This is a genomic window from Telluria sp. AIW5, assembly GCF_056680575.1.
Window position 1 is genome coordinate 2,582,741 of the sequence record NZ_CM155289.1, and the last position, 23,943, is coordinate 2,606,683.

At 56.0% G+C, this 23,943-nt stretch carries 15 protein-coding genes; 3 read left to right on the plus strand and 12 right to left on the minus strand.

What is annotated here, in order from left to right; translation table 11 throughout:
- Positions 1-24: 24 nt before the first annotated feature.
- The 6 genes from AC1MEM_RS11350 to AC1MEM_RS11375 all read right to left on the minus strand — a co-directional run bounded on the left by AC1MEM_RS11350 (position 25) and on the right by AC1MEM_RS11375 (position 10,858).
- Positions 25-1,254 (minus strand): TolC family protein, encoded by a 1,230-nt coding sequence (locus AC1MEM_RS11350; RefSeq protein ID WP_499477316.1) that lies wholly within the window; start codon positions 1,252-1,254, stop codon positions 25-27.
- Positions 1,251-1,553: a DUF3240 family protein gene (locus tag AC1MEM_RS11355; protein ID WP_499477317.1), complete on the minus strand. Its 303-nt coding sequence runs from the start codon at positions 1,551-1,553 to the stop codon at positions 1,251-1,253. The genes AC1MEM_RS11350 and AC1MEM_RS11355 overlap by 4 nt, the downstream gene beginning before the upstream one ends.
- Positions 1,546-4,629 (minus strand): efflux RND transporter permease subunit, encoded by a 3,084-nt coding sequence (locus AC1MEM_RS11360; RefSeq protein ID WP_499477318.1) that lies wholly within the window; start codon positions 4,627-4,629, stop codon positions 1,546-1,548. Before AC1MEM_RS11360 ends, AC1MEM_RS11355 begins: the two co-directional genes overlap by 8 nt.
- The gene (locus AC1MEM_RS11365; protein WP_499477319.1) at positions 4,629-5,744 is read right to left on the minus strand and encodes an efflux RND transporter periplasmic adaptor subunit; all 1,116 of its coding nucleotides are present in this window, start codon (positions 5,742-5,744) and stop codon (positions 4,629-4,631) included. Before AC1MEM_RS11365 ends, AC1MEM_RS11360 begins: the two co-directional genes overlap by 1 nt.
- A 956-nt stretch (positions 5,745-6,700) precedes the next feature.
- Positions 6,701-7,786, minus strand: a complete 1,086-nt coding sequence (locus tag AC1MEM_RS11370; RefSeq protein WP_499477320.1) for a DMT family transporter — start codon at positions 7,784-7,786, stop codon at positions 6,701-6,703.
- Between the two features lie 993 nt (positions 7,787-8,779).
- Positions 8,780-10,858 carry a heavy metal translocating P-type ATPase gene (locus AC1MEM_RS11375; protein ID WP_499477321.1) on the minus strand — a complete coding sequence of 693 codons (2,079 nt, stop codon included), beginning with the start codon at positions 10,856-10,858 and terminating at the stop codon, positions 8,780-8,782.
- A gap of 405 nt (positions 10,859-11,263) precedes the next feature.
- Here AC1MEM_RS11375 and cadR point away from each other — a divergent pair, with 405 nt between their 5' ends.
- A complete protein-coding gene (cadR, locus tag AC1MEM_RS11380) occupies positions 11,264-11,704 on the plus strand; it encodes a Cd(II)/Pb(II)-responsive transcriptional regulator (RefSeq protein WP_499477322.1) in 441 nt (146 codons plus the stop codon).
- Between the two features lie 103 nt (positions 11,705-11,807).
- Here the strand turns inward: cadR and AC1MEM_RS11385 are convergent, their stop codons facing one another.
- The 5 genes from AC1MEM_RS11385 to AC1MEM_RS11405 form a co-directional block, all read right to left on the minus strand.
- Positions 11,808-12,209, minus strand: a complete 402-nt coding sequence (locus AC1MEM_RS11385) for a response regulator (RefSeq protein ID WP_499477324.1) — start codon at positions 12,207-12,209, stop codon at positions 11,808-11,810.
- Positions 12,210-12,509: 300 nt separating this feature from the next.
- Positions 12,510-15,644: an efflux RND transporter permease subunit gene (locus tag AC1MEM_RS11390; protein WP_499477325.1), complete on the minus strand. Its 3,135-nt coding sequence runs from the start codon at positions 15,642-15,644 to the stop codon at positions 12,510-12,512.
- On the minus strand, positions 15,641-17,260 hold the full coding sequence (locus AC1MEM_RS11395) for an efflux RND transporter periplasmic adaptor subunit (RefSeq protein ID WP_499477326.1): 1,620 nt from the start codon (positions 17,258-17,260) through the stop codon (positions 15,641-15,643). The genes AC1MEM_RS11390 and AC1MEM_RS11395 overlap by 4 nt, the downstream gene beginning before the upstream one ends.
- Complete coding sequence (locus tag AC1MEM_RS11400; protein ID WP_499477328.1) at positions 17,257-18,573, minus strand: TolC family protein; 1,317 nt, start codon at positions 18,571-18,573, stop codon at positions 17,257-17,259. The genes AC1MEM_RS11395 and AC1MEM_RS11400 overlap by 4 nt, the downstream gene beginning before the upstream one ends.
- Positions 18,574-18,641: 68 nt before the next feature.
- Positions 18,642-19,022, minus strand: coding sequence for a hypothetical protein (locus AC1MEM_RS11405; RefSeq protein WP_499477329.1), 381 nt, complete (start codon positions 19,020-19,022; stop codon positions 18,642-18,644).
- A 162-nt stretch (positions 19,023-19,184) separates the two neighbouring features.
- On the opposite strand from AC1MEM_RS11405, the gene AC1MEM_RS11410 reads away from it, so the two are divergent.
- Positions 19,185-21,608 carry a heavy metal translocating P-type ATPase gene (locus tag AC1MEM_RS11410; protein ID WP_499477330.1) on the plus strand — a complete coding sequence of 808 codons (2,424 nt, stop codon included), beginning with the start codon at positions 19,185-19,187 and terminating at the stop codon, positions 21,606-21,608.
- On the plus strand, positions 21,605-22,009 hold the full coding sequence (gene cueR, locus AC1MEM_RS11415) for a Cu(I)-responsive transcriptional regulator (protein WP_499477331.1): 405 nt from the start codon (positions 21,605-21,607) through the stop codon (positions 22,007-22,009). Before AC1MEM_RS11410 ends, cueR begins: the two co-directional genes overlap by 4 nt.
- A 143-nt stretch (positions 22,010-22,152) precedes the next feature.
- Here the strand turns inward: cueR and AC1MEM_RS11420 are convergent, their stop codons facing one another.
- Positions 22,153-22,359: a heavy-metal-associated domain-containing protein gene (locus tag AC1MEM_RS11420; RefSeq protein WP_499477332.1), complete on the minus strand. Its 207-nt coding sequence runs from the start codon at positions 22,357-22,359 to the stop codon at positions 22,153-22,155.
- Positions 22,360-23,943: the final 1,584 nt, after the last annotated feature.

The following is a 23,943-nucleotide window of genomic DNA, read 5'->3' on the forward strand; positions in this document are numbered from 1 at the left end:
CCGATGAGCCGCCGGTGCTGTCCCTTATTCGTGCCCCAATTCCCAGACCAAGTGAGCATTTACCAAAAGTGTGTAATACGCTCGCGCTGCCGCTGTCTTGGCCGCCAGGGCTATTATCGCCGCCCCTGCCGCTTGTCGACGCGCGGTAAGCAGGAGCTGCAAGTCAGCCTCACCGAGAGCGTAAGCACGTTGGGTGAGCCTTGCGTTGCTCTCCATTTCGGTTGCGCCCGCCTCCGCAGTCGTCCACGTGCTATACGTGCCGTTGGCATTTGCAACCTGGCTTGTAATGTCACCATCGACCTCTCGCTTGCGCAGCTCAAGCTCCTGTCGTGACATCTCGGCCTGATAAATAGCCTTGTTCGCGCGACTTGTCCGACTAGAGCTTGGAAGTGGGATAGACAGCATCACACCAGTAAGCCGCTCTTGGCCTCCGGCTTCGGACGCCGTATATATCCCCACCGTGGGGTCGGGTATCTTCTCGGCGCGGGCTCGCTCGCCAGTCGCCGTAGCTACCGCGAGTTGGGCTTCCGCAATCGCTAACTCGTGGTTGGAATGCAGGGCGGCTTCCCGCCAAGATTCCCGTGTGAGTTCGAAAGGAGCTGGAGTCGGCAATGTGGAATATTGTTGGCTCAATGCAGGGAAACGGGCATGTACGCGCTCCCACGCTATGGTCAAAGCAGTGCCTGCTTCGCTTTGCAGACGACGCTGTTCAGCGAGCTCGGCCCTGGCAAGGCTGGCGTCAAGTTTGGATGCATCGCCGGCTTTCACGCGCTTCTCGACGACTGCGAGGTTGTCCTGAACAATCCGAAGATGGGTTGAAGCTAGTGCATCCGCTTGCTGCGCATTTGTCCAAGTTAACCAGAGGTCGAGGAGTTCGAGTGCTGCTGCATGCTTTGCTTGCTTGTATTGCGCCTCGCCTTGCTCAATCGTGCCTTTGCCGATACGTCGGTCCGCGGCAGCCTTCCCTGGGAGTCGGATTGTGCGCTCAAGGCCGACGTTCCACTCACGATAGCTAGGGCCTTGCTCCACCGCGCGACGTTGAGCGTTAGCCCGTGCGGTCCATTCATAGGGCGAGTTGCTGAGAATATTGGAATCTTCTCGCGCTGAGTCCAAACTGGCCTGCCCCCCAACCACTCTTGGGTCACTGTCTAAGACTGTTCGTGCGACGGCAGTTGGTAAAAGTCCTGGCGTTGCTGGCAAAGGAGCGCCCTGGACTACACTTGATACCAGAGCTGCGAGTAGTAAAATTTTCATGTGAAAGCTCCTTGCTCAAGCACTGGGACGACCCAATATCGGACGCCGGTGTTTGCAAGTTTTTGGCTAAGTTGCGTCATTACCCGTTTTTGGTCGGCATCACGAAGGAGTGCCTGAACGCAGGTCATGGATGCCATACCAAGGACCTTTTCCCGGGCGTTTAACTGCTCATGGTTGAGACCATGACCGGACGCAGAGGTGCTCACGAAAAATTCAAGCTCCGGTATTTGCAACAGGGCCTCTGTCATTCGCTCGCGCGAAGACTCCGTGCACAATAGCGACAGGCAGACGTTAGACATTGGTGTTCTCCTGCTTCGAAAAAGCAAAGCGTAGGTACAAAATCGGTAGAAGAAGAAGTGTGAGTGCCGTCGCGGTTATCAGCCCACCGATGACCACGATTGCGAGTGGACGTTGAATTTCGGACCCCGGACCACTGGCGAACAGGAGCGGGAGGAGGCCGAATGCAGTGATAGATGCTGTCATGAGGACCGGACGTAGGCGTCGGTGCGCTCCACGTACCACGACATCATGCAGAGCAAGTCCCTCTTCGCGGAGTTGATTGAAATAGCTAACCAACACCACTCCATTGAGGACAGTGATACCAAGCAAGGCGATGAATCCCACGGAAGCGGGAACCGAAAGATACTCGCCTGTTAGCCACAGTGCGAAGATACCCCCTACAAGGGCAAAGGGGATAATGCTCAGAACGAGGAGCGATTGCCGAACGGAGCGGAATGTCGAGAAGAGCAGGATAAAAATGAGCCCGAGCGCGACCGGTACTACGACGGCGAGGCGGCTCGATGCACGCTGCTGATTTTCAAATTGCCCGCCCCACGTGATGCGATATCCAATGGGTAGAGCGAGCTTCTTTGAGACCAAGGATTTTGCATCGTTGACGAATCCGACTAAGTCCCGGCCGCTGACATTTGCGATAACGACGCTATATCGACTCCCCATCTCCCGTTCAATTTTCACGGGCCCCTCTGCACGCTCGAGTCTGGCAACAGTTGCTAACGGAACCGTCTCGCCGCTCTGGCTAGTAATTCGAATTGCAGCGAAGTCAGCGGGGGAGAGTCGAACGGACTCGGGGGCTCTCAAAATAATTGGAGTGCGTCGAATCCCTTCGGTCGCGTTGCCTGCTGGCTGCCCCTCGATTTGAACACGCAAAGCATCCTGGATTTCTTCGACTGACAATCCAAGTCGGCCCGCTTGCAGCCTGTCGACAACAACACGCATGTACTGCACACCGTCGTTCTGAACAGTGTAGACGTCTTGGTTACCTGGAACGGTCTTGAGCAACGCCTCGACCTCGCCTGCATATTTGTTCAACTGCGCAAGCTCAGGACCGAAGATTTTTACAGCGATATCGCCGCGAACCCCGATAATCATTTCGTCCACCCGCATTTCGATGGGCTGCGTGAAGCTGTACTTAATCCCGGGGAGCTGGTCCAAGACTTTTCGTATCTCATCGATGAGGGCGTCTTTCGACTTCGCCCGCCACTGGTCGCGTGGCTTAAGGAGTAGATAGGTGTCGGTCTGATTTAGCCCCATCGGGTCCAGGCCAATTTCGTCCGAGCCCGCTCGAGCAACGACCCCAGTGATTTCCGGTATCGCTTTCATTAGCGCTTGATGAATTTTTAAGTCCAGAGCAGCGCTTTGTTCAAGGCTTACGGATGGCAGCTTCTCAATGCCGACGATAAGGTCACCCTCGTCCATTGTTGGCATGAAGGTCTTTCCGACCTGACCATAGAGCACGCCCGCGACCAACAGAAGGACGACTGCGATGATGCCGACCGAACGTTGGCGCCTGAGTGCCCACGCGAGAAGAGGCACATAGAAACGCAGCAATTTGCGGGGTAACCATGGCTCTTTGTGACCAACGTCCTTCAAGAAATAAGATGCGATGACCGGAATAACCGTGAATGACAACAACAGTGAGCCGGCAAGAGCGAAGACAATGGCGAGCGCAACAGGGGCGAAGAATTTTCCTTCAAGACCTTGCAGCGTCAAGAGCGGCAGGAATACGGTGATGATGATTAACATCCCTGACGTTACGGGCAAGGCTACTTCACGCACCGCACGATAAATGACGTGCAGTCGAGGAAGCTTCCTTTCTGAGTGGTCGCTTGCCAGATGCTGTACGATATTTTCGACCACCACCACAGCAGCGTCGACGAGCATACCAATGGCAATGGCCAAGCCACCCAGGCTCATTAGATTGGCCGACATATTGAAGGCGCGCATCAGAATGAACGTAATGAGGGCCGATAGCGGCAGTACCAGTGCAACAGTCACCGCAGCCCTGACGTTGCCTAAAAAAGCGCCTAGCAGCACGATAACGATTACGGTTGCTTCTAGCAGTGCTGAGGAAACTGCGCTAACCGCCTTAGATACGAGGGCGGCTCGGTCGTAGAAGACGTTAATTTTTACGCCAGGCGGCAACGTCGCTTTCAACTCGTCTAGTTTGCTACGTACTCCTTCGACGACCTGCTGCGCATTGGCCCCTGCCAAACCCAGGACAAGACCTTGAACGGCTTCGCCTGCTCCACTTTGGGTAACCACACCGTATCGTGTAACTGACCCAATGCGAACTTCAGCAAGTGAACTGATACGCACAGGTACGCCATCCTTCGTTGCAACCACGATAGCGCGGAGGTCATCGAGGCTAGTTATGCTACCTTCACTTCGTACTAGGAGGACTTCATCGCCCTCTCCAAGTCGGCCGGCGCCGTCGTTTCGGTTATTGGCATTGATTGCTTGCTTTAACTGGGTCAGGCTGATGCCACTGGCGGCCATTGCGACTTCGTTTGGAACGACTTCGAATGCGCGTACAACCCCGCCAAGAGCGTTGACGTCTGCGACGCCTGGCACGGTCCTTAACGCTGGACGGATGACCCAGTCAAGTAGAGCGCGTCGCTCAGCTAGAGAAAGACCGCCCCCATCAATGGTGAACATGAACATTTCACCCAATGGGGTCGTAATGGGCGCCATACCCCCGCCGATACCAGAAGGTAGATTGTCTGTGATGCCGCTGAGCCGCTCACTGACTTGCTGGCGAGCCCAATAGATGTCGGTGCCATCTTGAAAATCAATTGTGATGTCCGCCAAACCGTACTTGGTGACGGAACGAAGAATTTTCGTCTTGGGAATTCCCAGCATTTCTACTTCAATCGGAACGGCGATGCGGTTTTCAACCTCTTCCGGGGTCATACCTGGCGCCTTCATGATGATTTTTACTTGGGTGCTTGATACATCCGGAAAGGCATCGATTGGAAGCTGGGTAAACGCTAGCCACCCGGCTGCCCCTAGCAGGAGTGTCGCAATCAAGACGAACAGTCGTTGTGCGAGACAAGCTTGGATTAGACGGGCAAGCATCAGTTTCCACCCTTTTCGCCTAGCCATGAGCCCTTCAACGCAACTACGCCAGATATAGCAATTTTGTCGCCTTGCTTAAGCGGGCCGCTCACTCTCACGCTCTGGCCCGCGCCGCTAAGAATTTTGACGTTTCGGGCATCGAATCCGAGTTTCGTTCGTACAAAGACATAGCTGGATTGACCGTCATGGGCAACTGCCGCTAGTGGGACGTTCCAGCCATTGGCGTCTCCGGCCAGCGGGAGCTGAGCGGTGACGAACTCACCAGGGCGCAGGCCAGCGGCGTTAGGGTCAAGTGTTGCTCTTACAGTTACAGTTTGGCTTCCCGATGCGACGGTTGTGCTCACGCTGGTGATGGTTGCAGTGCCGGCGCGACCTTGCAGAGACAATTTGCTACCGACGCGCCAAGAGCCACTCCCGCCGACCGGAGCTTGGATTTCGAGAGCAAGCCTGTCGGTTTGTGCTAAGTGGACGAGAGATGTCGCAGGCTCAACGCGTTGCCCAAGCTTTACATCGATACCAGTGACAGTCCCCATTTGCTGAGCCCTCAAGTTGAGCCCATCCTCAAGCTTGCCGGAGATAGCAATGTGCTCGATTTCGGCATTTGAAAAGCCCATTAACGCCAACGTAGCCTTGGCGTTACGTAAGGTGGCATTGCTTTCGCTCAGGGCCGCCTGCGCTTCCTGGACGCGACGCTCCGCAATAATTCCTTCGTCAAACAATGCCTGTTCACGTTTCGCCCCCGCTCTTGCAAGCTTCGCGCGGCTGTGCGCTTGAATCAGTTGTAACTGCATGTTGCCCAGTTCGGGACTGACAATCCTCACGAGCAAGGCGCCGCGTTTCACGGATTGGTTGGGTTCGACGTATATCTTCGAAGTCATGCCGATGACAGGGGAACTCACTATCTGTTCGCTGTTGGTCGGTGCAACTACCTGTGCAGGTAAGCTAAGTACAACTGGGTTGGCACCGGCTTGGAGGACCATAGTGCGGATATCTAGTGCTTGGAGCTGCTGAGCGGTGACAGCAAAGCTTGACTGTCTTTCAGCTGCTGACAACTCGCGCACGGGGAGGAGGCCAAGCCAAATGCTTAGCGCAAGTAGACCAATTCTGTTTTTCATCGTTCGTCCGGACGTAACTGTAGGCATGGATTGGGATACCGAATTCCGTGAGAAGCCGGTAGTCAACGCGATGCATTGAGACTTGCCTCGCCTGGTAGCGGCGAGACAGAAGATTTAGAGCTTCGGCATGCCTTGCGCGGCCGGATATTGCCGACGCGTACTATTCAGGTGCGACCGAGATAGAGAGCGACACTCACCTCTGGCAGCACAGGAATCGATTCAGGCAGCGAAAACGTCTAAGCGTGGCGGTCGAAACGGAGGAGAGAGGGGCTGCAACGGAAGGTATAGCTCTACTAACCCAGGGAGTACTAAAACACGCACGCTGAGTGCAAAAACAGCCCGGACGAGAGTATGTGGGAACAACTGAGAGTGGTCCGCCCCATGAAGCAAATGATGAACAAGGGGATTTGAAAAGTCATCGCTCGTTTCGCCACCGCTGACCTCAGCTGGCAACCCAGCGTGTTCGTAATCAAGTGCCGCCACGTTTGCTTTGAACAGGTGGTCGATGTCATGCGCGAGGCTTGCGCCTGAACTTCCCCAAAGGCTATTGCTCGTCATTGCTATGACGAGGAGCAGGAGAGCCAAGCGATTGAGAAACGAACAGGACATTTGCGAGACTGTAGCATGGTTTGCTACTGTCTGCGAAGCCTCTGCAGAACAGTAGCTGAGCGGGTGCTAGCATGTCCTTCACGGAACCTTTGTGACATCACTAGAGGCCGAGAGAGCGTGTCTCGGACAACAATAAATCAGAGGTCACTACTGTCGAGCAGGGCCGATGACCGTTGCATAAAGCTCGTGAATGACTCTAATGATGACCGCTACGAGCCCGGTGCAGTCCGCTTGTCGGTCGGCGCCGTACAAGGAAGTGGGTGGACGGTAGCGAAAGTTTGATAGTCATCACCTTTTGACATTCGGCTGAGCTCCTTGAGCATTGTCAGCGCAGAAGGGACTCACCACTAATGCCTGTGCCGATGGTGAATATCTGGATAATGCGCGTGTGAGTGCCGCAGCGGTGTATGTGTATGGGGGTGAGCGTGAGGCTCGACGCCGTCCCAATCGAAGTCGTGCTCATGTTGATGATGTTCATCGTGCGAATGCCTGTGGCCGTGCTGTAGCTCCTCGTGAGCATGCTCATGTTCATGTTTCTCCGTGAGGTGCAGCCAAATTCCTGCGCCCATCAATGCGGCAGCGACCCAAAATGCTGCCCCAGGTGTCTCCTTTAGTAGCACAAGTGATACCGCAGCCCCGACAAATGGGGCTGCAGAGAAATAGGCGCCGGTGCGAGCAGTTCCGAGGTTTCTTAGAGCCAGAACAAACAGAACGAGACTAAGGCCATAGCCGCCAAAGCCCACCAACCCGGTCAATACCGTTGTCGTTAATGGCGGTGCAGACTGACCCATCCACGCGGCAATGAACAGGTTGACAACCCCTGCAACCAACCCTTTGGTGGCAGCTATTTGAACAGCGTCGCTTGCTGACACCTTCCGGGTCAAATTGTTGTCGATACCCCAGCAGAGACAGGCCCCCAGGATGAGGAACGCGCCCCACGGATGACCTTCGCTCGGGTTCTGGTCCCAAGTTAGTACGATTCCGCCGCTCACAATCAACAGCATGCCAATGAAAATCCGGCGGTCAAAGTTCTCCTTGAACACGAACCAAGCGAGCATAGAAGTCAGAACTCCCTCCATATTCAGCAGTAGTGAGGCATCAGCGCCTGAGGTACTCAGCAGGCCCAGCATTAGAAGGGCGGGCCCCACAATGCCACCAAAAAACGTAGCGCCTGCCAGCCACGGTAAGTCTTCGCGTGTTATTCCCGAAATCGCCGAATCTTGACGCTTGATGAACAAGGCACGAATACCCAGCCAGATGGCGAGCCCAATCCCGCTGCCCAGGTAGAGCAGCCCGGCCAGTTCCAACGGCGCAACTTGGCCCACCAGCAATTTCGCCAAGGGTGTACTTGCACCGAACGTTACCGCAGCTAGCAGGGCAAAAAGCACACCTTGTTTCATAGGACGTCCTGCGCTTCCGTTTTCGGCCATCATTTGCAATATTTCTTGGGTTTGCGAGCGAAAATATGCTCACGGTTGGCTTGGCACACTCGATTTTGTCGCTGATTAACCGGCGAGCGGTAATTTTACCGTGGTACCTAGAGCTTGGCCGTTCGTGTAACCCCAAACTAGCAAGCGATGCCCATCATGATTCGGGCGAACGCACCTCTTCGGTTGCGGGCAAACATCGCATCGCATCTATTACGCTTCGTTGCCACCCAGTAGGGCAGAAGGGTAGGCGCGGTCTCGTACGGTTTGAGATAGAAAATCGAAAAGGCTAAAAACGAGCTCTACACGTCTTTCATACCGAGTTCGACAGCCGTCCAATCCCCTCGGTGACCTGACATGAGGAACTCAATGGAAGATGTTTTAGATATTAATCAGCTTGCCGTGCTCTTAGGCGATAGTGTAGAGACAATCGAACGGAACATTAAACGCAATAAGATACAAGTGCCACCGCTCATGTACGTTCGCGGAAATGCATCCTTGCAAAGATGGCGGCTCGAGACTGTAGAAGCTTGGGTGCGCGGAAGAGAAGCGGGCCGCAGCTTACCTAGGCGCCGACGTAGGGCAACTGAAGCCAGCGCTAAACTGCCATCGTGTAGCTAGGCCGCATGGGCGCGCAGACTATCGTGCACCGTTAGGCAAGCACGGTAGTGCTGTGCAGGTGCCGCTGGCTCCTCGGGTCAACTATTTGTTGCCTTGCACTCCTGCTGGCAAATTCTCCCTAAATCTGCGCGCATCAAGTTCGCGCCGGTCATGGGCCGACTGGCTCCCATGTGCAGTAGCGCGTGGCGATAGTGAATGGCTTCGTTGTTCACTACGTCCAAGTGCAGTAAGCTCCTTATGCTCATGCGCATGGTGACCAAAATGGAGCTTCGAACCACTCTCATGCTAACGGTTGACCGCGGCGGCGGACCAGGAGTACTGCCCCGGCAGCAGGAACATCAGAACGATAAGTATGAGTTTTTTCACGATGCGGACAAACTATGATTGGACGGCTTGCACCGACGCAGGCGTAGCTTCAAGTGCGTGAACAGACGGGGCGGGCGATTGGTTAGCTTTCCCGTGCCTCAGCAGACGTAGCCCGTTGAAAACAACCAGCAGGCTTGCGCCAACGTCCGCAAACACGGCCATCCAAAGCGTTGCTAAACCTGCCATAGCAAGCCCAAAGAAAACGGCCTTGATAAGCAGCGCTGCTCCGATGTTTTGGACCAGGATGCGATGAGTTGCGCGGCTCAGCTCGATGAAGGCCGGCAGCTTGACCAGGTCGTCGTTCATTAACGCCACGTCTGCGGTTTCAATGGCTGTGTCACTGCCGGCAGCCCCCATCGCAAAACCGATGTCTGCCTGAGCTAGGGCAGGCGCATCGTTAACGCCGTCGCCAAGCATTCCGACCATCCCATATTGCGACTGAAGTTTGCGAATTTCCTTGAGCTTCTCTTCGGGAAGCAACTGGGCAATGAACGCTGCGGTGCCGACAGCAAGGCTAATTCGCTGTGCTGACGCCGCATTGTCGCCCGTGAGCATGACAGTAGCGATACCGAGTTCTCGAAGTCGTTTAATAACGTCAGCTGCTTCAGCGCGGACTTCGTCAGACACAGCGATGAGGCCCAAGACGGATGTCTTATCCGCCAGGAGAATGGCAGTTTGGCCTTGCACTTCAGCAGTGTTAAGCGCCGCTTCAACACCTGACCAGCCGAAGCCGAGCTCCTCGATAAGGCGACGATTTCCCAGATAGTAGGTCCGACCATCGATATCGCCTCGCAAGCCACGGCCGGGGAGCGCTTCGAACGTGGAGACCGGCTTGTAAGTGCTGGCGTGCGGGCCTGCGGCCAGAATTGCGGCAGCCAATGGATGAGTGGAATTTGCGTCTAAGCTACTTGCGATAAGTAGTACTTGCTCGCGAGATGCGGTGCCCAATGCGGTCACGGCGTTCACGACCGGGCGGCCCTTTGTGAGCGTTCCGGTCTTATCGACAGCCAGTGCTTTGACCCGGTATCCTGACTCCAGGAACTGCCCACCCTTAACCAGTATTCCGAGCCGTGTTGCTGCCGTAAGGCCACTCACGACGGTGACTGGAGTCGAGATGACGAGCGCACAGGGGCATGCAATGACGAGCATGACAAGGGCCTTATACAGCCATGGCGTGAACTCTGCACCGAACGCTAACGAGGGGACGACCGCGACCAGCAGAGCCAGAACGACCACGGCCGGCGTGTAGTAGCGAGCGAACACGTCAACGAAGCGCTGCGTCGCAGCTTGGTTGCTCTGAGTCTCCTGAATCACCCGAACAATTTTGGCCAACGTGCTGTGTTTGCTGTCGGACGTCGCCGTAACTTCGAGCACGCCTTGCTCATTGATAGTCCCAGCGAACACCGAGTCACCGATGTGCTTGTCGACGGGTATGCTCTCCCCAGTAATCGGGGCTTGATTGACTGCGGATTCCCCAGCCTTGACGACACCATCGAGGGGAATTCGGTCACCTGGTCGTACGAGGAAAACCGCCCCAGGGTGAACGTTCTGAACCTGAGTTTCGCTCCAGCCGCCGCCTGCCGTCCGAATGGTCGCGAGGTCGGGGGCGAGCTTAAGCAGACCGTGCACGGCGTTTCTTGCCCTAGTTAGCGACAGGCTTTCGATAAGTTCCGCAACGGCAAAGAGAAAGACGACCATTGCCGCTTCGGGCCACTGGCCAATCGCAATCGCTCCGATAACGGCCAAGCTCATCAGGAAGTTGATGTTTAGCGTCAGGTTGCGTAATGCTATCCAGCCCTTTTTCAGCGTAGGTAGGCCGCCGGTGGCGATAGAGACAAGCGCGAGCCCTGCTACTAGGAGCGACGAGTCCGTGTGGGTAGTCCAGGCAAGCGTCTCTGCAAGCACTGCAGTGACACCCGAAATGGCCAACAATACCTTTTGGCTTGCGGACAGGGGTGAGGCCTCATGCTCAGCATTGTCTTCGCTGTCACCTTCTTCAAGCTGCTCGGCTCGCATGCCGATTACATCAAGCGCCTTGGCGATGCCGTCTGCAGTGCCGAGCTGATGATGGACAGTCAGTGTGCGGCTCATCAGATTGAAATCTAACCGAACCACGCCGCTCATCGGTTCGACCTTGTTTCGGATTAGGCGCTCCTCTGTTGGACAGTCCATGTTCGATATACGGTAACGAACAGCACTCGTTCCTGCGGGAGTTGGCTTCGCTTCCGGGGGTACTGTCAGTTCAGAGGTGGGTCCTGAGCAGCACGTGTCTGCCTGCTGTACGGGCACCGACACAGTGCGACCGTTGTCGCACGAAGTGTTGACGGTAGCGGTAGAGCAGCAGGCATCTGGCGAAGGAACTTGGCTGTCCTCGCTCGCACAGCACTTGCCATCGGCAATCTTCTCGGGACTCATCTGGCAGCCTTCAACTCTTAGGGTATGCTTACATTAGAAACCCCGTAGTAGGTACAGGGTCAAGTCGTTTAGGAGAATGAAATGCGAATCGGCGAACTAGCTAAGCAAACGGGGTGCGATGTAGAGACCGTTCGGTACTACGAGAAGGCGGGCCTGCTTCCTGAGCCATCGCGAAGCGACGCAGGGTATCGACTCTACCGGCCTGAACACCTGGAGCGCCTCCAGTTCATTCGCCATTGCCGGTCTTTACAGATGGGCCTACCTGATATCCGCGTACTTCTCGATTTCAGGGCGCAGCCAACTATCGAGTGCCAGGGAGTGAACGACTTGCTCGACCATCACATCGAGCTCATCCGCGTGCAAATGGAGAAGCTCCAAAGCCTGGAGCAACAACTGATGAGGTTGCGTCATCAATGCGAGCAGCCTCACCTCGTGGAGGGATGCGGCATTTTGCAGAACCTAAACGACGCCGCTTCGAGTTCCGATTGCGCATGCCACAACAAACAACACGAGTCTGTGTAGCAGCAAATCTAAGATGGCAAATCCGTTCCTCTTGCCAAAGAACGTCGATTTCGTACCCCATCGCATTGCTTCTCATTGAGATGAGAGGGCGCTTGACCGAACGCTATGTTCGAATTATCGAAGTGATTGGGTTACTCGGCAAAACTAGTACACTCATCAGTTTTTCGATGCTGGCCGGCTTAACAAAATGGTGATGAAAGCCTGCAGCCTTCGACTTCCTTCGGTCCTCGTCCGCACCATAACCTGTTAGCGCAATAAACAATGCGGCTTCGCACTCCGGAAGCGCAAGTAACCTCCGTGCTAATTCATAGCCGTCCATATCTGGCAGCCCAATATCCAGTACGAATACGTCGAACAGTTCACTTTGTGCTCGTGTTAGCGCCTTTGCAGGATGATACTCTGTTGCCACATGATGGCCTGATGCTCCCAAGAAGAGTCCCAGTAAGTCAGCCGCGTCGACGTTGTCATCGACGACAAGTACGCGGTATGTAGATGTTGCACCCATCAGTCTAAAATCTCGTCAAGTCCAAATTAGCCCCCGTCTAAAATGCGGCCGGTTCGCGTCGCAAGTGTATTACTAGCGCCAACTTTTCGTAGGGTTGCTGCTTTGTGGTCAATAACCAGTTTTCGCACATTTAACATTCCTTGTCTACAAAGACACGTTTGAAGTTGGAAGAAAATACCTTTGCGGCGGACGATATCTCTTTGTTCGCGTGATTCGTTTAACGGCCTAGCTACCCTGATTCGCAACCATTCGGAGAACCGGCCTGGCAGCCTAATCCATACAGAAATGGAAGCGGAGGCGCTACCGGCCACGAATAGCGTGCTCTTGCAGCAATCGCCATGCAGCAGGTATGACGAACAACGAGAGCAGTGGAGCAGTAAGCATGCCGCCAACCATAGGGGCCGCAATTCTCTGCATGACCTCTGACCCCGCACCATGACCAAACATGATAGGGAGTAGGCCAGCAAGAATGACCGCGACCGTCATTGCTTTAGGCCGTATCCGCAGAAGGGCGCCCTCGCGTATCGCCTCCAGAATCAACTCGCTTGTTAGAGGCTGTCCCGCGTTCAAGCGCGCCTGCAGTGCATTTCGTAAGTACACCTGCATGACGACACCAAACTCCGCAGCGAGCCCTGCGAGAGCAATGAAGCCAACAGCAGTGGCGACCGATATCGCATGTCCGAGGAACCAGATGAACCAAAATCCGCCAACCAGAGCGAAGGGCACAGTTATCATTAGTAGCGCCGCTTCCGCGACGGAGCGAAATGCGAGGTAGAGCAGCATGAATATGACCAATAAAGTAAGCGGCACTACGGTCTTGAGCCTCGCAGACGCGCGTTCCATGTACTCGAATTGTCCCGACCAACCTATGGCGTAACCAGACGGCAGCTTCACTTTGTCGTGCACCTGTTCCTGCATCGCGCGTACGGCTGTCGACAGGTCAACGCCGCGGACGTCCACATACACCCATCCTGACAGCCTGGCGTTCTCGCTACGAATCATAGGAGGCCCGTCAGTGACTGACAGGGACGCGACGTCGCCGAGGCGAATCTGGGCGCCACGACCAGTAACGATGGGAAGCTCCCGCAGGGACTGAACAGAGTTCCGATAGTCCTGCGGGTAGCGCACGTTTATTGGGAAACGTTGGCGTCCATCGACCACTTCTCCGACGTTCTCGCCACCGACTGCCGATGAGACGATGGTCTGTATGTCGGCGACGCTCATGCCATACCTCGCTGCGCGAAGCCTGTCGATGTCGATGTCGATATACCGGCCGCCGCTTAACCGCTCAGCAAGGGCAGAGGTGACACCCGGGACTGTCTTTACTGCTGCCTCTACCGCGGTAGTAATCTTGTCGATTTGGGCCAGGTCAGGGCCTGATACTTTGACGCCGACTGGGGTTTTGATGCCGGTGGAGAGCATGTCGATGCGATTGCGAATTGGTGGCACCCAGACGTTCGACAGCCCGGGAACCTTCACGACTTTGTCGAGCTCCTCTACTAGCTTCTCGGGCGTCATGCCCGGACGCCACTGGTCTCGCGGTTTGAACTGAACGGTTGTTTCGAACATTTCCATTGGAGCTGGGTCGGTCGCGGACTCTGCACGGCCAGCCTTGCCAAATACAGTGGCCACTTCGGGAACGGTTTTGATGAGGCGGTCCGTTTGCTGAAGCAGTTCGCTGGCCTTAGCTGCGGATAGCCCTGGAAGCGCTGAGGGCATATACAAGAGGTCCCCCTCATTCAACGGAGGAAGGAATTCTCCTCCCAGCTTTGAGATAGGGATAGCCGTCAGCAGCAGTGCAACCAAAGCCATGCCGAGCGTTGTCCTAGGATGCTTCAAAGTGGCTTCCAGGAGTGGCCGGTAGCCTTTGATAAGCAGCCGATTTACTGGATTGGACTCCTCGCTGGGAATGCGCCCCCTGATGAGATAACCCATCAGCACTGGTACCAGCGTAATCGAAAGTGCTGCCGCCGCGGCGAGCGTGTACGTCTTTGTGAAGGCGAGAGGTGCGAACAGTTTGCCTTCTTGCGCCTCAAGGCCGAACACTGGAATGAACGAAAGCGTGACGATGAGAAGCGAGAAGAAGAGTGCGGGACCGACTTCCACGGACGACTTCGCGATGATGTCCCATCGGGTCCGAGCGTCGAGGCTCGTTTTCGGATGGGCGTGCGCATGCGCTTCCAGATGCTTGTGCGCGTTCTCGATAAGTACTAGAGCAGCGTCGGTCGCCGCCCCGACCGCGATAGCGATGCCTCCGAGCGACATGATGTTTGCATTCACACCTTGGTATCGCATCACAACGAATGCCGCGAGTACGGCTAGTGGAAGTGTCACGACAGCGACCAGCGCACTTCTAACGTGGAAAAGGAAGACAGCGCACACGATTGCGACAACCACGAACTCTTCGATAAGCTTGTCACGCAGGTTCGCTACTGATGCGGAAATCAGTTTCGAACGGTCGTAAGTGGTCACTACTTCGACACCTTTCGGAAGGGACGCTTGAAGCGTCGCTAGCTTGGCTTTTACAGCAGCGATGGTGTCTAGTGCGTTTTTCCCTGAGCGCATAATGACAACGCCGCCCGCTACCTCTCCTTCCCCATTCAGCTCCGCTATACCTCGTCGCATCTCAGGGCCCAGGCGGACCGAGGCCACGTCGCGAAGCAGGACTGGCGTGCCTGCATCGCTCGCATTGAGAACGATATTTCGAAAGTCTTCTAACGAGCGTAGATAGCCATGGGAGCGAACCATGAACTCGGTTTCGGCCATCTCGATGACAGAACCGCCTGACTCTTCGTTGGCGTTCTGGACCGCGTCGAGTACCTTGGCGTGAGACATGCCAAACACCCGGAGCTTGTCCGGGTCGAGCACAATTTGATACTGACGGACCATTCCGCCAATGCTCGCCACTTCAGCAACGTCCTGAACTGTTTTGAGTTCGAATTTCAGAAACCAGTCGTTGAGAGCGCGAAGCTGGCTAAGGTCGTTCTTGCCGCTTCGGTCAACTAAAGCGTACTCAAACACCCAGCCGACGCCCGTGCCGTCCGGCCCCAGTTCTGCCCGCACGCCGGCAGGAAGACGACTCTGTACCTGATTAACGTACTCAGTAACGCGTGAGCGCGCCCAGTACAGGTCAGTATCGTCATCGAACAAGACATAGACGAACGAGTCTCCGAAGAAGGAGTAGCCGCGAACGGTCTTCGCTCCTGGAACAGAGAGGAGCGCCGTTGTCAGTGGATAGGTGACCTGGTCTTCGACCAACTGCGGTGCCTTGCCGGGATATTGGGCCCGGATAATTACCTGAGTATCTGAAAGGTCCGGAAGCGCGTCCAGTGATGTCGCGCGCAGCGAGTAGACGCCCCAGACGGCTACCAGCACGGCCGCAATGAGAACCCAGGCACGCCCTGCGATTGATGCCCGTATGATGCGGGCAATCACGGCTTGCCTCCGGCCGCGACTACCACCCTCTTTAGAACGTAGCCGTCTTCGCCTTCGACGAACGAGAATTGGACAGTCTGGCCAACCTTGATTTCCTTGAACGAGTCCGGCTTCGACTTCTTGAAGTCCATCGTCATCGCAGGCCACTGCAGCGTGGCGATAGGGCCATGCGACAGCGTTATCGCCTCGTCGGTTACCTTTTCGACTTTGCCAGTTCCTTGGTGGGATGGTGACGATGGTTGGACAGGTTTCGTCGTATCTGTCGGCTTAGGGGGCATCGACATCTGTGGCATTGGACTTGGCTGCACGTCCGGTGTCGGTGCGCTCGGACTGACGTCTTTAGGGGGCATCGGGGCGTCGGTCGCAAGCTTCGGCAGTATGGACTTCAGATTCGCTTCCGAATCTATCAAGAATTGACCTGACGCGACCACGCGCTGGCCTTCGCTCAGCCCACTGAGAATCTCAGTTTCGCCGCCGATTTCTCGTCCTAGAGAGACAATCACTGGGCGCATGCTGTTCTTCTCGCCAGCAACAAAAACGATGGAGCGCTTACCCGACGCGATGATGGCCTCGGATTGAACCAAGAGACGTGATTCAGGCTTCGAAGCGCTGAGCCTGACGCGCATTAACATTCCCGGGATGAGGCTTCCATCTTTGTTGTCCAGTTCCAGTCGAGCTTGAGCTGTCCGGGTGGCGGTACTTACGCCTGGCAGAATCTCACGCACTTTCCCTTGATAGGTGCGCTGTGGGGCGCCGGCGAAGGTTGCGCTTACCTGCATGCCAGGACGCGCTGAGTTGATAAGCGCCTCAGGCACTTCGGCGAGCAACCAAATTGTGTTCATACCGACGACCCTTGCAATCGTCATTCCAGGCGTGACCTGTGCCCCTTCGCGGACAGCTAGCTCGGTGACGATGCCAGAAACCGGGGACGAGAGCGTCAGGTGGCTTTGTGGCCGGCCTGTACGGTCCATGGCCGCAACCATCGAGTCCGGAATAGACAGCGCTCGCATTCGCTGGCGAGCAGCGGCCATCAATGTTGTGTCACCGCTTTGCTTTAGCGCCAAATACTCCTCCTGCGGAGCCAGCCAGTCAGGGACATAGATAGACGCGAATGCCTGGCCGCGCTTCACTTGTTGCTGGGGTGCCCGCACATGAAGCTTGTCGATAAAACCGACTACTCGGCTTTGAACGACTTCGGCTTTGCTTTCATCGAACTGGGTGCTGCCTATGAGTTCCAGAGAGACCGCTTGCTCGGCGCGCCGAACGGTCGCGAAGCGAATGCCAAGGTTTTGTTGAAGTGACGGTGAGATTTTTACCCCAGCCGCTTCGCCACCTTCCTCGGCGTACACAGGCACGAGCTCCATATCCATAAAAGGACTCTTGCCTGGCTTGTCGAAGCGCTCACCCGGGACCATAGGGTCATGCCAATAGAGGACTCGTTTCCCTGTCGCCGGGTCGACATTAGATGTGGAAGTACCCGCTGGCGACGCTTTACCTTGTGTGCCTGCGCCGGCTCTGGGGGCGGCCGTCTTTGTGCCCGCCCAATAGCCGCCAAAGGCGAGAAGCGAACCTGCAACGATGAGAATTGCGGTTCGTGGCTTGTATGTGTTTTTCATTGTGCTGCCCTCGAATGCGTTGCAATGCCATGCGGGATTACGTGAAGCTCGAGGCTTGCCCAGACGAGGGCAGCTTCCTGTTCTAGCGCATTAACTTGCAAACGCTTTTCAAGCGATGTACGCCTAGCTTTGAAAACGGCGGTTAAGGTGCCGGTGCCGCCGCTGTAGTCGGCGAGCGAGAGGTCCACCTGTTGGTTGGCAGTTGGGAGCAGCTCCATGTTGAGCTGCGCAATACGGCGCTTGAAGCTTTCGAGTTGAGCTGACTGCGCTTGTATCATCGACTGCATGTCGACAAGTGCTTCTTCGTATTCCAGCCTGGCTTTCGTTCCGAGTTCGGACTTCTCCGCGATGTCACGGTCCTGTCGCTGGGCTCGGTTGAGGGTGAGCGGAATGCTCACGCCAAACGACACCATGTTCGAGTACTGGCTGCTCCGTTGGGCAAAGCCGACTTCAAATGACCAATCGGGGTTTCGCTCGCGGACGGCTACCGCCTTGTCAGCGTCTGCAAGGCTAACCGCCCGGCGTGCATTCAGAACGGTTGGGTGATAACGTTCGAGCTCGGACGCCGGCAGAGTCGGAACGTGTGTTGTGAGTTCAGGCGGCGTGTCTGCCACCCCGACAATGTCCGTGCGCGTCCATCTGCGCAGGTTAATTTGCGCAGTTTCCAACTCCTGCTCCGCCGCCTGTATCGAGTCGCGACTCAAGATTAGCTCCGTCTTCGCCTGCAGCACATCGCTAGCTGAAGCCTTGGCGCCGCGATGTGCCGCCTGAAGGGCTGCGAGGTCCTGTTCCATCTCGCGCGCAACGGCCCGTGAAAGCGCTACTGCACGCTGTCTGTACAGAACAGTTAGCCAGGCTTTGCCGGCCTCTTCGCGCACGGTTGCGACCTTTTCGAGGTATTCACCTTCAGCGGCCTCGGTTGCGCGTTGAGCGCGCTCTGACCGGGCTTGACGTTTGTCTCGGGAGACCCATTGCTGTTCGATGCCAATCCGGCGCATCGTCATGAAGTCGGCATTGGGGCGGAATTTGTCGGGGCCCGACACAGGCAGATTGTCGAGGCCCAGCTTGAGCGTCGGGTCAGGTAGTTGGTCTGCTCTTGCCGCCGCCTGAGAACTTGCCGCGACCGAAGCACGGGACGCCCTGGCAGAGGCGGAGGTGGCTGCAGCGAGACGTAGCGCCTCGTCGAAGGTGAGCAGCGTTGTACTAGCGTTAGCTAGGCTCGAGGTAAGAAGTAGAACAGCTACGAGCAGAGTGTGGCGTTTCCGTGCAGGGGCGCCTGGCACGGGTGCATACGACGTAAAAATAGAAAGCATAAATCCTCCGCGATTGAAAACGAGCGCCGGCAGCAAAAGCTACCGGGCGTTAAGCAGGCGGGAGGCGATTAGATTCGGATTCTGTGCGTACGTAGGTACGGCGGGTCGGCGTCGGGCTCTGGAATCTCGCCAGACCACGGCGTGGGCGACGCCATCTGCAGCAGCGGTACAAGGATGCGCACTAAGGCTGGATTCGAGAGCGGTGCCAAACTTGGAGGTGCACTGTGGTGCTCTAGCGATGCTTTAGTGTCTGCAGAGAGTTCAGCGCAATGCACCGGCTTTTCGATGTCCATGCCAGCACATGGCATGCCGTCCATCATCTGCGAGTCCATCACTTTCATCGTCAGCTCTGGACAGACGTACGAAGCCATGGCGATTCCCGTGTTGAAAACGGTAAGCACCAACAACAGAGCAACGTAGCGGAACAGTGACGGGAAAGAACGCCGCATCGGATGGAATTATCTAAACAGTAATCGTGTATGCACCGATTCTATCCCAGTGTCATCTCGAGTTCAGAGCTTTTCGCGACCCAGGTTCGACTGCAACAAGTCCTTGACCTTACCATCGCTGGAAGGTCTATCCTTCATTTAATCGAGGACCGGAGAACCAAAATGAATGCAGTCATCAAACCTACCGCTGCAGCGGCGGCTTTCACCTTCCCAGTAGTCGGCATGACATGCGCTTCCTGTGTCGGGCGTGTTGAGAAAGCCTTGAAGGCCGTTGCTGGTGTAGAGCACGTTGCTGTCAATTTGGCCACAGAAAAGGCGACCGTTCACGTTGTCTCAGGGGTTAGCCCCAATACGCTCTATACCGCTGTCGAAAAGGCTGGTTATGAAGTGCATAGTGAAACGTTCTCGCTCTCGGTCTCTGAAATGACGTGCGCATCGTGTGTTGGGCGTGTTGAGAAGGCACTCAAGAATGTACCTGGCGTGACCGATGCGTCGGTGAATCTCGCGACCGAGAAGGCACGTGTGACCGCTGTCGGCGTGACAGTTGAGCAGTTGATTGGAGTTGTTGAAAAGGCCGGCTATCACGCTGTCGCGGCAACTGATGCTTCTGTTCAACAGAACGCTACGCGGAGCAGTATTCCAACGTGGTGGCCGGTCGCGGCTGCAGCGCTACTAAGTCTGCCGCTCGTGTTGCCGATGCTGCTCATGCCGTTCGGCTTAAACCTGGCACTACCTGGCTGGCTCCAGTTGGCGTTGGCAACGCCAGTCCAGTTTTGGCTAGGTGCCCGATTCTATAAGGCTGGCTGGAAAGCCCTCCTTGCGCGCACAGGGAATATGGACCTCTTGGTCGCTCTCGGGACCACTTCGGCTTACGGGCTGTCAGTGTATCTGCTCCTCACACAAGGCAATCATGAGGGGATGTCGCATCTTTACTTCGAGACCTCCGCCGTCGTGATTACGTTGGTTCTTCTCGGTAAATGGTTAGAGGCACGAGCGAAACATCAAACTGTCGCCGCACTGCGCGCCCTGGAGTCGTTACGTGCCACAGTCGCATTGGTACGACGAGGTGACCATGATGCCGAGATTCCAGTCGGACAGGTCCTCGTTGGCGACCTGGTCATTGTCCGTCCAGGTGACCGTGTACCGGTCGATGGTAAGGTCGTTGAAGGTTCAAGTCATCTTGATGAGTCGCTGCTTACTGGCGAAAGCCTGCCGGTCGCGAAAAACATCGGCGACCTAGTCACCGGTGGCGCAGTGAATGCCGAGGGCATGCTTGTCCTGCAGGCCACCGCAGTTGGCGGCGACACTATGCTGTCCAATATCATCAAGCTCGTGGAGGATGCGCAAGCGGTCAAGGCACCAATTCAGCGTCTAGTCGACAAGGTCAGCGCCGTGTTTGTACCGGTTGTTCTTCTGATTTCAGTTGTGACTTTTTTGGGATGGGGCTTGCTGACCGGCGACTGGCAGCAAGCGCTACTCAACGCCGTAGCAGTGCAAGTTATCGCTTGTCCATGTGCACTCGGTCTCGCAACTCCGACTTCAATAATGGCAGGAACTGGCGTCGCAGCACGTTACGGGATTCTCATCAAAGACGCCGAAGCGCTTGAGACAGCGCACGCAGTGAACGTGGTCGCTTTCGATAAGACCGGCACTCTGACTGAGGGCAAGCCAGCTGTCGTTGCTACCGAAGGAATCGGACGTACCGAAAACGAGGTTCTCTCCCTAGCGCGGGCCGTCCAACAATATAGTGACCACCCCCTTGCGAAGGCGGTCGAAGCAGAAGCTCAGAAGAGCGGAGGGAGAAGGCTTCCAGCCACGAATGCACAGGCACTTCCCGGTCGAGGTGTTCGCGCCGACGTCGAAGGGGCAACTGTTTTTCTGGGAAACCGTGGGCTGTTGGAGGAGATAGGCGTTGTGCTCAGCGATATTGACGCGTCGGCAGCGTGCCATGAAGCCGTCGGCCGAACCGTCTCCTGGGTTGCTGTGCAACAGAATGGCAAAGTCGAGCTGGCTGGATTGCTGGCGTTCGGGGATACGTTGAAGCCATCGGCTAAGGCTGCAGTGAGCCGTCTTAGAGATATCGGAGTGGCTTCGGTCATGCTTACCGGGGACAACGCTGGCAGCGCTCGAAGCGTAGCCAACGCTGTAGGTATAGACGATTTTCGTGCCCAGGTGCTCCCTTCTGACAAGGCCGATGTGGTGGCCGCGCTCAAGACCGCTGGCAAGGTCGTCGCAATGGTAGGCGACGGTATCAACGATGCGCCTGCTCTTGCGTCTGCGGACGTTGGGATTGCTATGTCTACCGGCACGGACGTGGCGATGCATACCGCAGGGATTACGTTGATGCGGGGAGACCCGAGGCTGGTTGCGGATGCTATCGACATATCGAAGAAGACGTACCGGAAAATTCAGCAAAATTTAGGCTGGGCCTTCGTGTACAACATTGTAGGCATACCACTTGCTGCATTCGGGTACCTCAACCCAATCATTGCAGGAGCTGCAATGGCACTCTCAAGCGTATGCGTAGTATCGAACGCGCTGCTTCTCCGCCGGTGGAAGCCGGCCCTTGCTATCGGAGGTAAATGATGAACATTGGACAAGCTGCCGACGCCTCAGGCGTTACCGCCAAGATGATTCGGTACTATGAAAGCATTGACCTCATTACGGCTGCGAATCGCACTGACTCTGGTTACCGCCAATACACTTCTAATGACGTGCAAACCTTACGCTTCATCAAACGCTCCCGCGACCTTGGATTCTCAATTGAGCGTATCAAAACCTTGCTCAGCCTCTGGCAAGACCGCGGCCGACATAGCGCAGACGTGAAAGAGTTGGCCCAGAGATACATTGCTGAGCTCGATGAGGACATTGCGAAACTACAGTCGATTCGGGCCCAGTTGCACCATGTGGCCAACAACTGCCATGGCGACAATCATCCAGATTGCCCGATTCTTGATGAGTTGGCGAAGCCGCGTGCCTGCGCGTAGCTCGGGCGCTTGCTGGAGTTGAGGTATTTGGGGTTGGAACTCTTGCTAAGCAGGATGCCGCCTGCGGACACCCGGTCGGGCGCATGCTAAGCGAGTAATTGCGAAAGCGAGGCAGAGCGGGTTGCCCGCTCTGCCTAGTGGTATCAGGAGCCAGATGCTTCTGTCACCGGGTAGCCAGCATTGATGATTGCCGACTTGACGGCATCTAAGCCCATCTCTGTAGCAACGCGAACTTTCTTACTTGCGAGGTCGACCTCGACACGGGCAGCGCTGTCGAGAGCGTGCACCGCCTGTGTAACGCCGCGGACGCATCCCCCACAGTTCATCTTCAAGACATCCAGTTCATACATGACAGCTCCTTTGAAAGGTGAGACTCCAATGTAGGGGTTACCGCGATGGGAAGGTCAACAGCGAATTTTTGAGTTGGACGCGTAAATAGTAATGCCGCCAGATAAGCGACGGAAAAGGCTAAAACTGGTCCGTATACCGCTTTCGTCGAAGGAGAGGGCTCAAAACCCCGCGGTCGATGAGGAACAAGAGCGCCAAGCGGGATACCATGGGTGCACACTGGGCAGCAGCTAGAGGTGAGGTAGGAGCGAGCAAATTCGCTTGAAGTCTGGCTGGAGTACTGGCGCATTTGCGCGAACCGGTATGCCCGGGCGACTGCAATCGCGCCGCCGAGCGAAGATGCGAACTTGCCTACCGTAAGCAAGTAGGGGGCATCTTTGCCCGGGATGTAACTTCTCTAAAAAGAGTAAACAGGCTAACACTAGGGCGGCCCGTGTTAACAATGGATGGGTTACTTGCTGCGATAGTGTCCGCGAACGTAGGTTCCGTCGCGTCGCGTGTACCCGCTAACATGAGTCGTCTTAGGCCGCATAGTTGCCGAGCTAATGTCGCCGTAGCAGGACCCATTTTCAGCGCAAGAAGAGCCGCTGGGGGGCGGCAATGCGGTTGGTTCAGCTGCGTCAGAGACAAGGGCAGCAGCTGACGTTTGAGACTTGGTGGACGAGCTATAAGGCTTCGCGTACAAAACCTGTTGGCCACCTGTGCCGTAGGAGTCAGCGGCGCGCGCGTGCAATCCATTGGCACTGCGCCCTTGCGCCGGAGATAGGACCTCAGAAACCGTGGCCGTGTGAACACAGTTGCTGTACCCCTTCTGGCAGTTGTACGCATTCCGACGAATTGCAGATTCTTCAACGGTAGTGCGTTGGATGTCGGTGAGGAGGCTGGTATCGCATGCGGAGTAGCCGCTGTTGCAGCTTCGGAAGTTGCGAGCAAGACCAGACGCCTCCGCTTGCTTGCGCTGCGCTGCTGTCAAGAGAGCCGTATCGCACGCCGAATACCCCTTGTCGCAGTTCGTGAAATTTCGGTCCAAGGCCGAGACTGTAACCTTGTCCTGCTGCTGCTGGGTCAGCAAAGTCGAGTCGCAGGATGAATAGCCGCTGTCGCAGTTACGGAAGTTTCGCTTTCGATGCGATTCGCTGACTTGAGCTTGCTGTGACGGCGTCAATAGGGATTGGTCACAACTACTGTAACCGCTATCGCAGTGACGGAAGTTCCTTGCCAGGGCCGAGTCATGAACCTGTGCTCGCTGGCGTTCTGTTAGCTGACTCAAATCGCAACTTGAGTACCCGCTGTCGCAATACCGAAAATTTCGTGTCAGGGCGGACTGGCGTACTTGCTCAAGCTGCGGCGCGGTGAGGAGGGATGCGTCACAGCTCGAATAGCCAGCTTCACAGAAGCGATAGTTTTGGCTTAGCTTTGCATCCTGGGCGCCTACATGTGCGGATACGAGAAGCAGCAGTGAAAGCGCAAGTCTGATGAGGTTCATTAGTATGGATGAGCCCAGTGAAGTTGTAATTAAGTGCAACACCTAAGGTATTGTTGCTCAGCATTATTACTTCGTTTTTGCACTTATGACAACTGCCATC

What these genes read in the sequence shown, in the direction of transcription:
- AC1MEM_RS11420 (WP_499477332.1), bottom strand. Translation starts at nt 22,359, where the DNA reads ATGTATGAACTGGATGTCTTGAAGATGAACTGTGGGGGATGCGTCCGC.
- AC1MEM_RS11370 (WP_499477320.1), bottom strand. Translation starts at nt 7,786, where the DNA reads ATGATGGCCGAAAACGGAAGCGCAGGACGTCCTATGAAACAAGGTGTG.
- AC1MEM_RS11410 (WP_499477330.1), top strand. Translation starts at nt 19,185, where the DNA reads ATGAATGCAGTCATCAAACCTACCGCTGCAGCGGCGGCTTTCACCTTC.
- cadR (WP_499477322.1), top strand. Translation starts at nt 11,264, where the DNA reads ATGCGAATCGGCGAACTAGCTAAGCAAACGGGGTGCGATGTAGAGACC.
- AC1MEM_RS11360 (WP_499477318.1), bottom strand. Translation starts at nt 4,629, where the DNA reads ATGCTTGCCCGTCTAATCCAAGCTTGTCTCGCACAACGACTGTTCGTC.
- AC1MEM_RS11350 (WP_499477316.1), bottom strand. Translation starts at nt 1,254, where the DNA reads ATGAAAATTTTACTACTCGCAGCTCTGGTATCAAGTGTAGTCCAGGGC.
- AC1MEM_RS11385 (WP_499477324.1), bottom strand. Translation starts at nt 12,209, where the DNA reads ATGGGTGCAACATCTACATACCGCGTACTTGTCGTCGATGACAACGTC.
- AC1MEM_RS11375 (WP_499477321.1), bottom strand. Translation starts at nt 10,858, where the DNA reads ATGAGCCGCACACTGACTGTCCATCATCAGCTCGGCACTGCAGACGGC.
- AC1MEM_RS11400 (WP_499477328.1), bottom strand. Translation starts at nt 18,573, where the DNA reads ATGCTTTCTATTTTTACGTCGTATGCACCCGTGCCAGGCGCCCCTGCA.
- AC1MEM_RS11365 (WP_499477319.1), bottom strand. Translation starts at nt 5,744, where the DNA reads ATGAAAAACAGAATTGGTCTACTTGCGCTAAGCATTTGGCTTGGCCTC.
- AC1MEM_RS11395 (WP_499477326.1), bottom strand. Translation starts at nt 17,260, where the DNA reads ATGAAAAACACATACAAGCCACGAACCGCAATTCTCATCGTTGCAGGT.
- cueR (WP_499477331.1), top strand. Translation starts at nt 21,605, where the DNA reads ATGATGAACATTGGACAAGCTGCCGACGCCTCAGGCGTTACCGCCAAG.
- AC1MEM_RS11355 (WP_499477317.1), bottom strand. Translation starts at nt 1,553, where the DNA reads ATGTCTAACGTCTGCCTGTCGCTATTGTGCACGGAGTCTTCGCGCGAG.
- AC1MEM_RS11405 (WP_499477329.1), bottom strand. Translation starts at nt 19,022, where the DNA reads ATGCGGCGTTCTTTCCCGTCACTGTTCCGCTACGTTGCTCTGTTGTTG.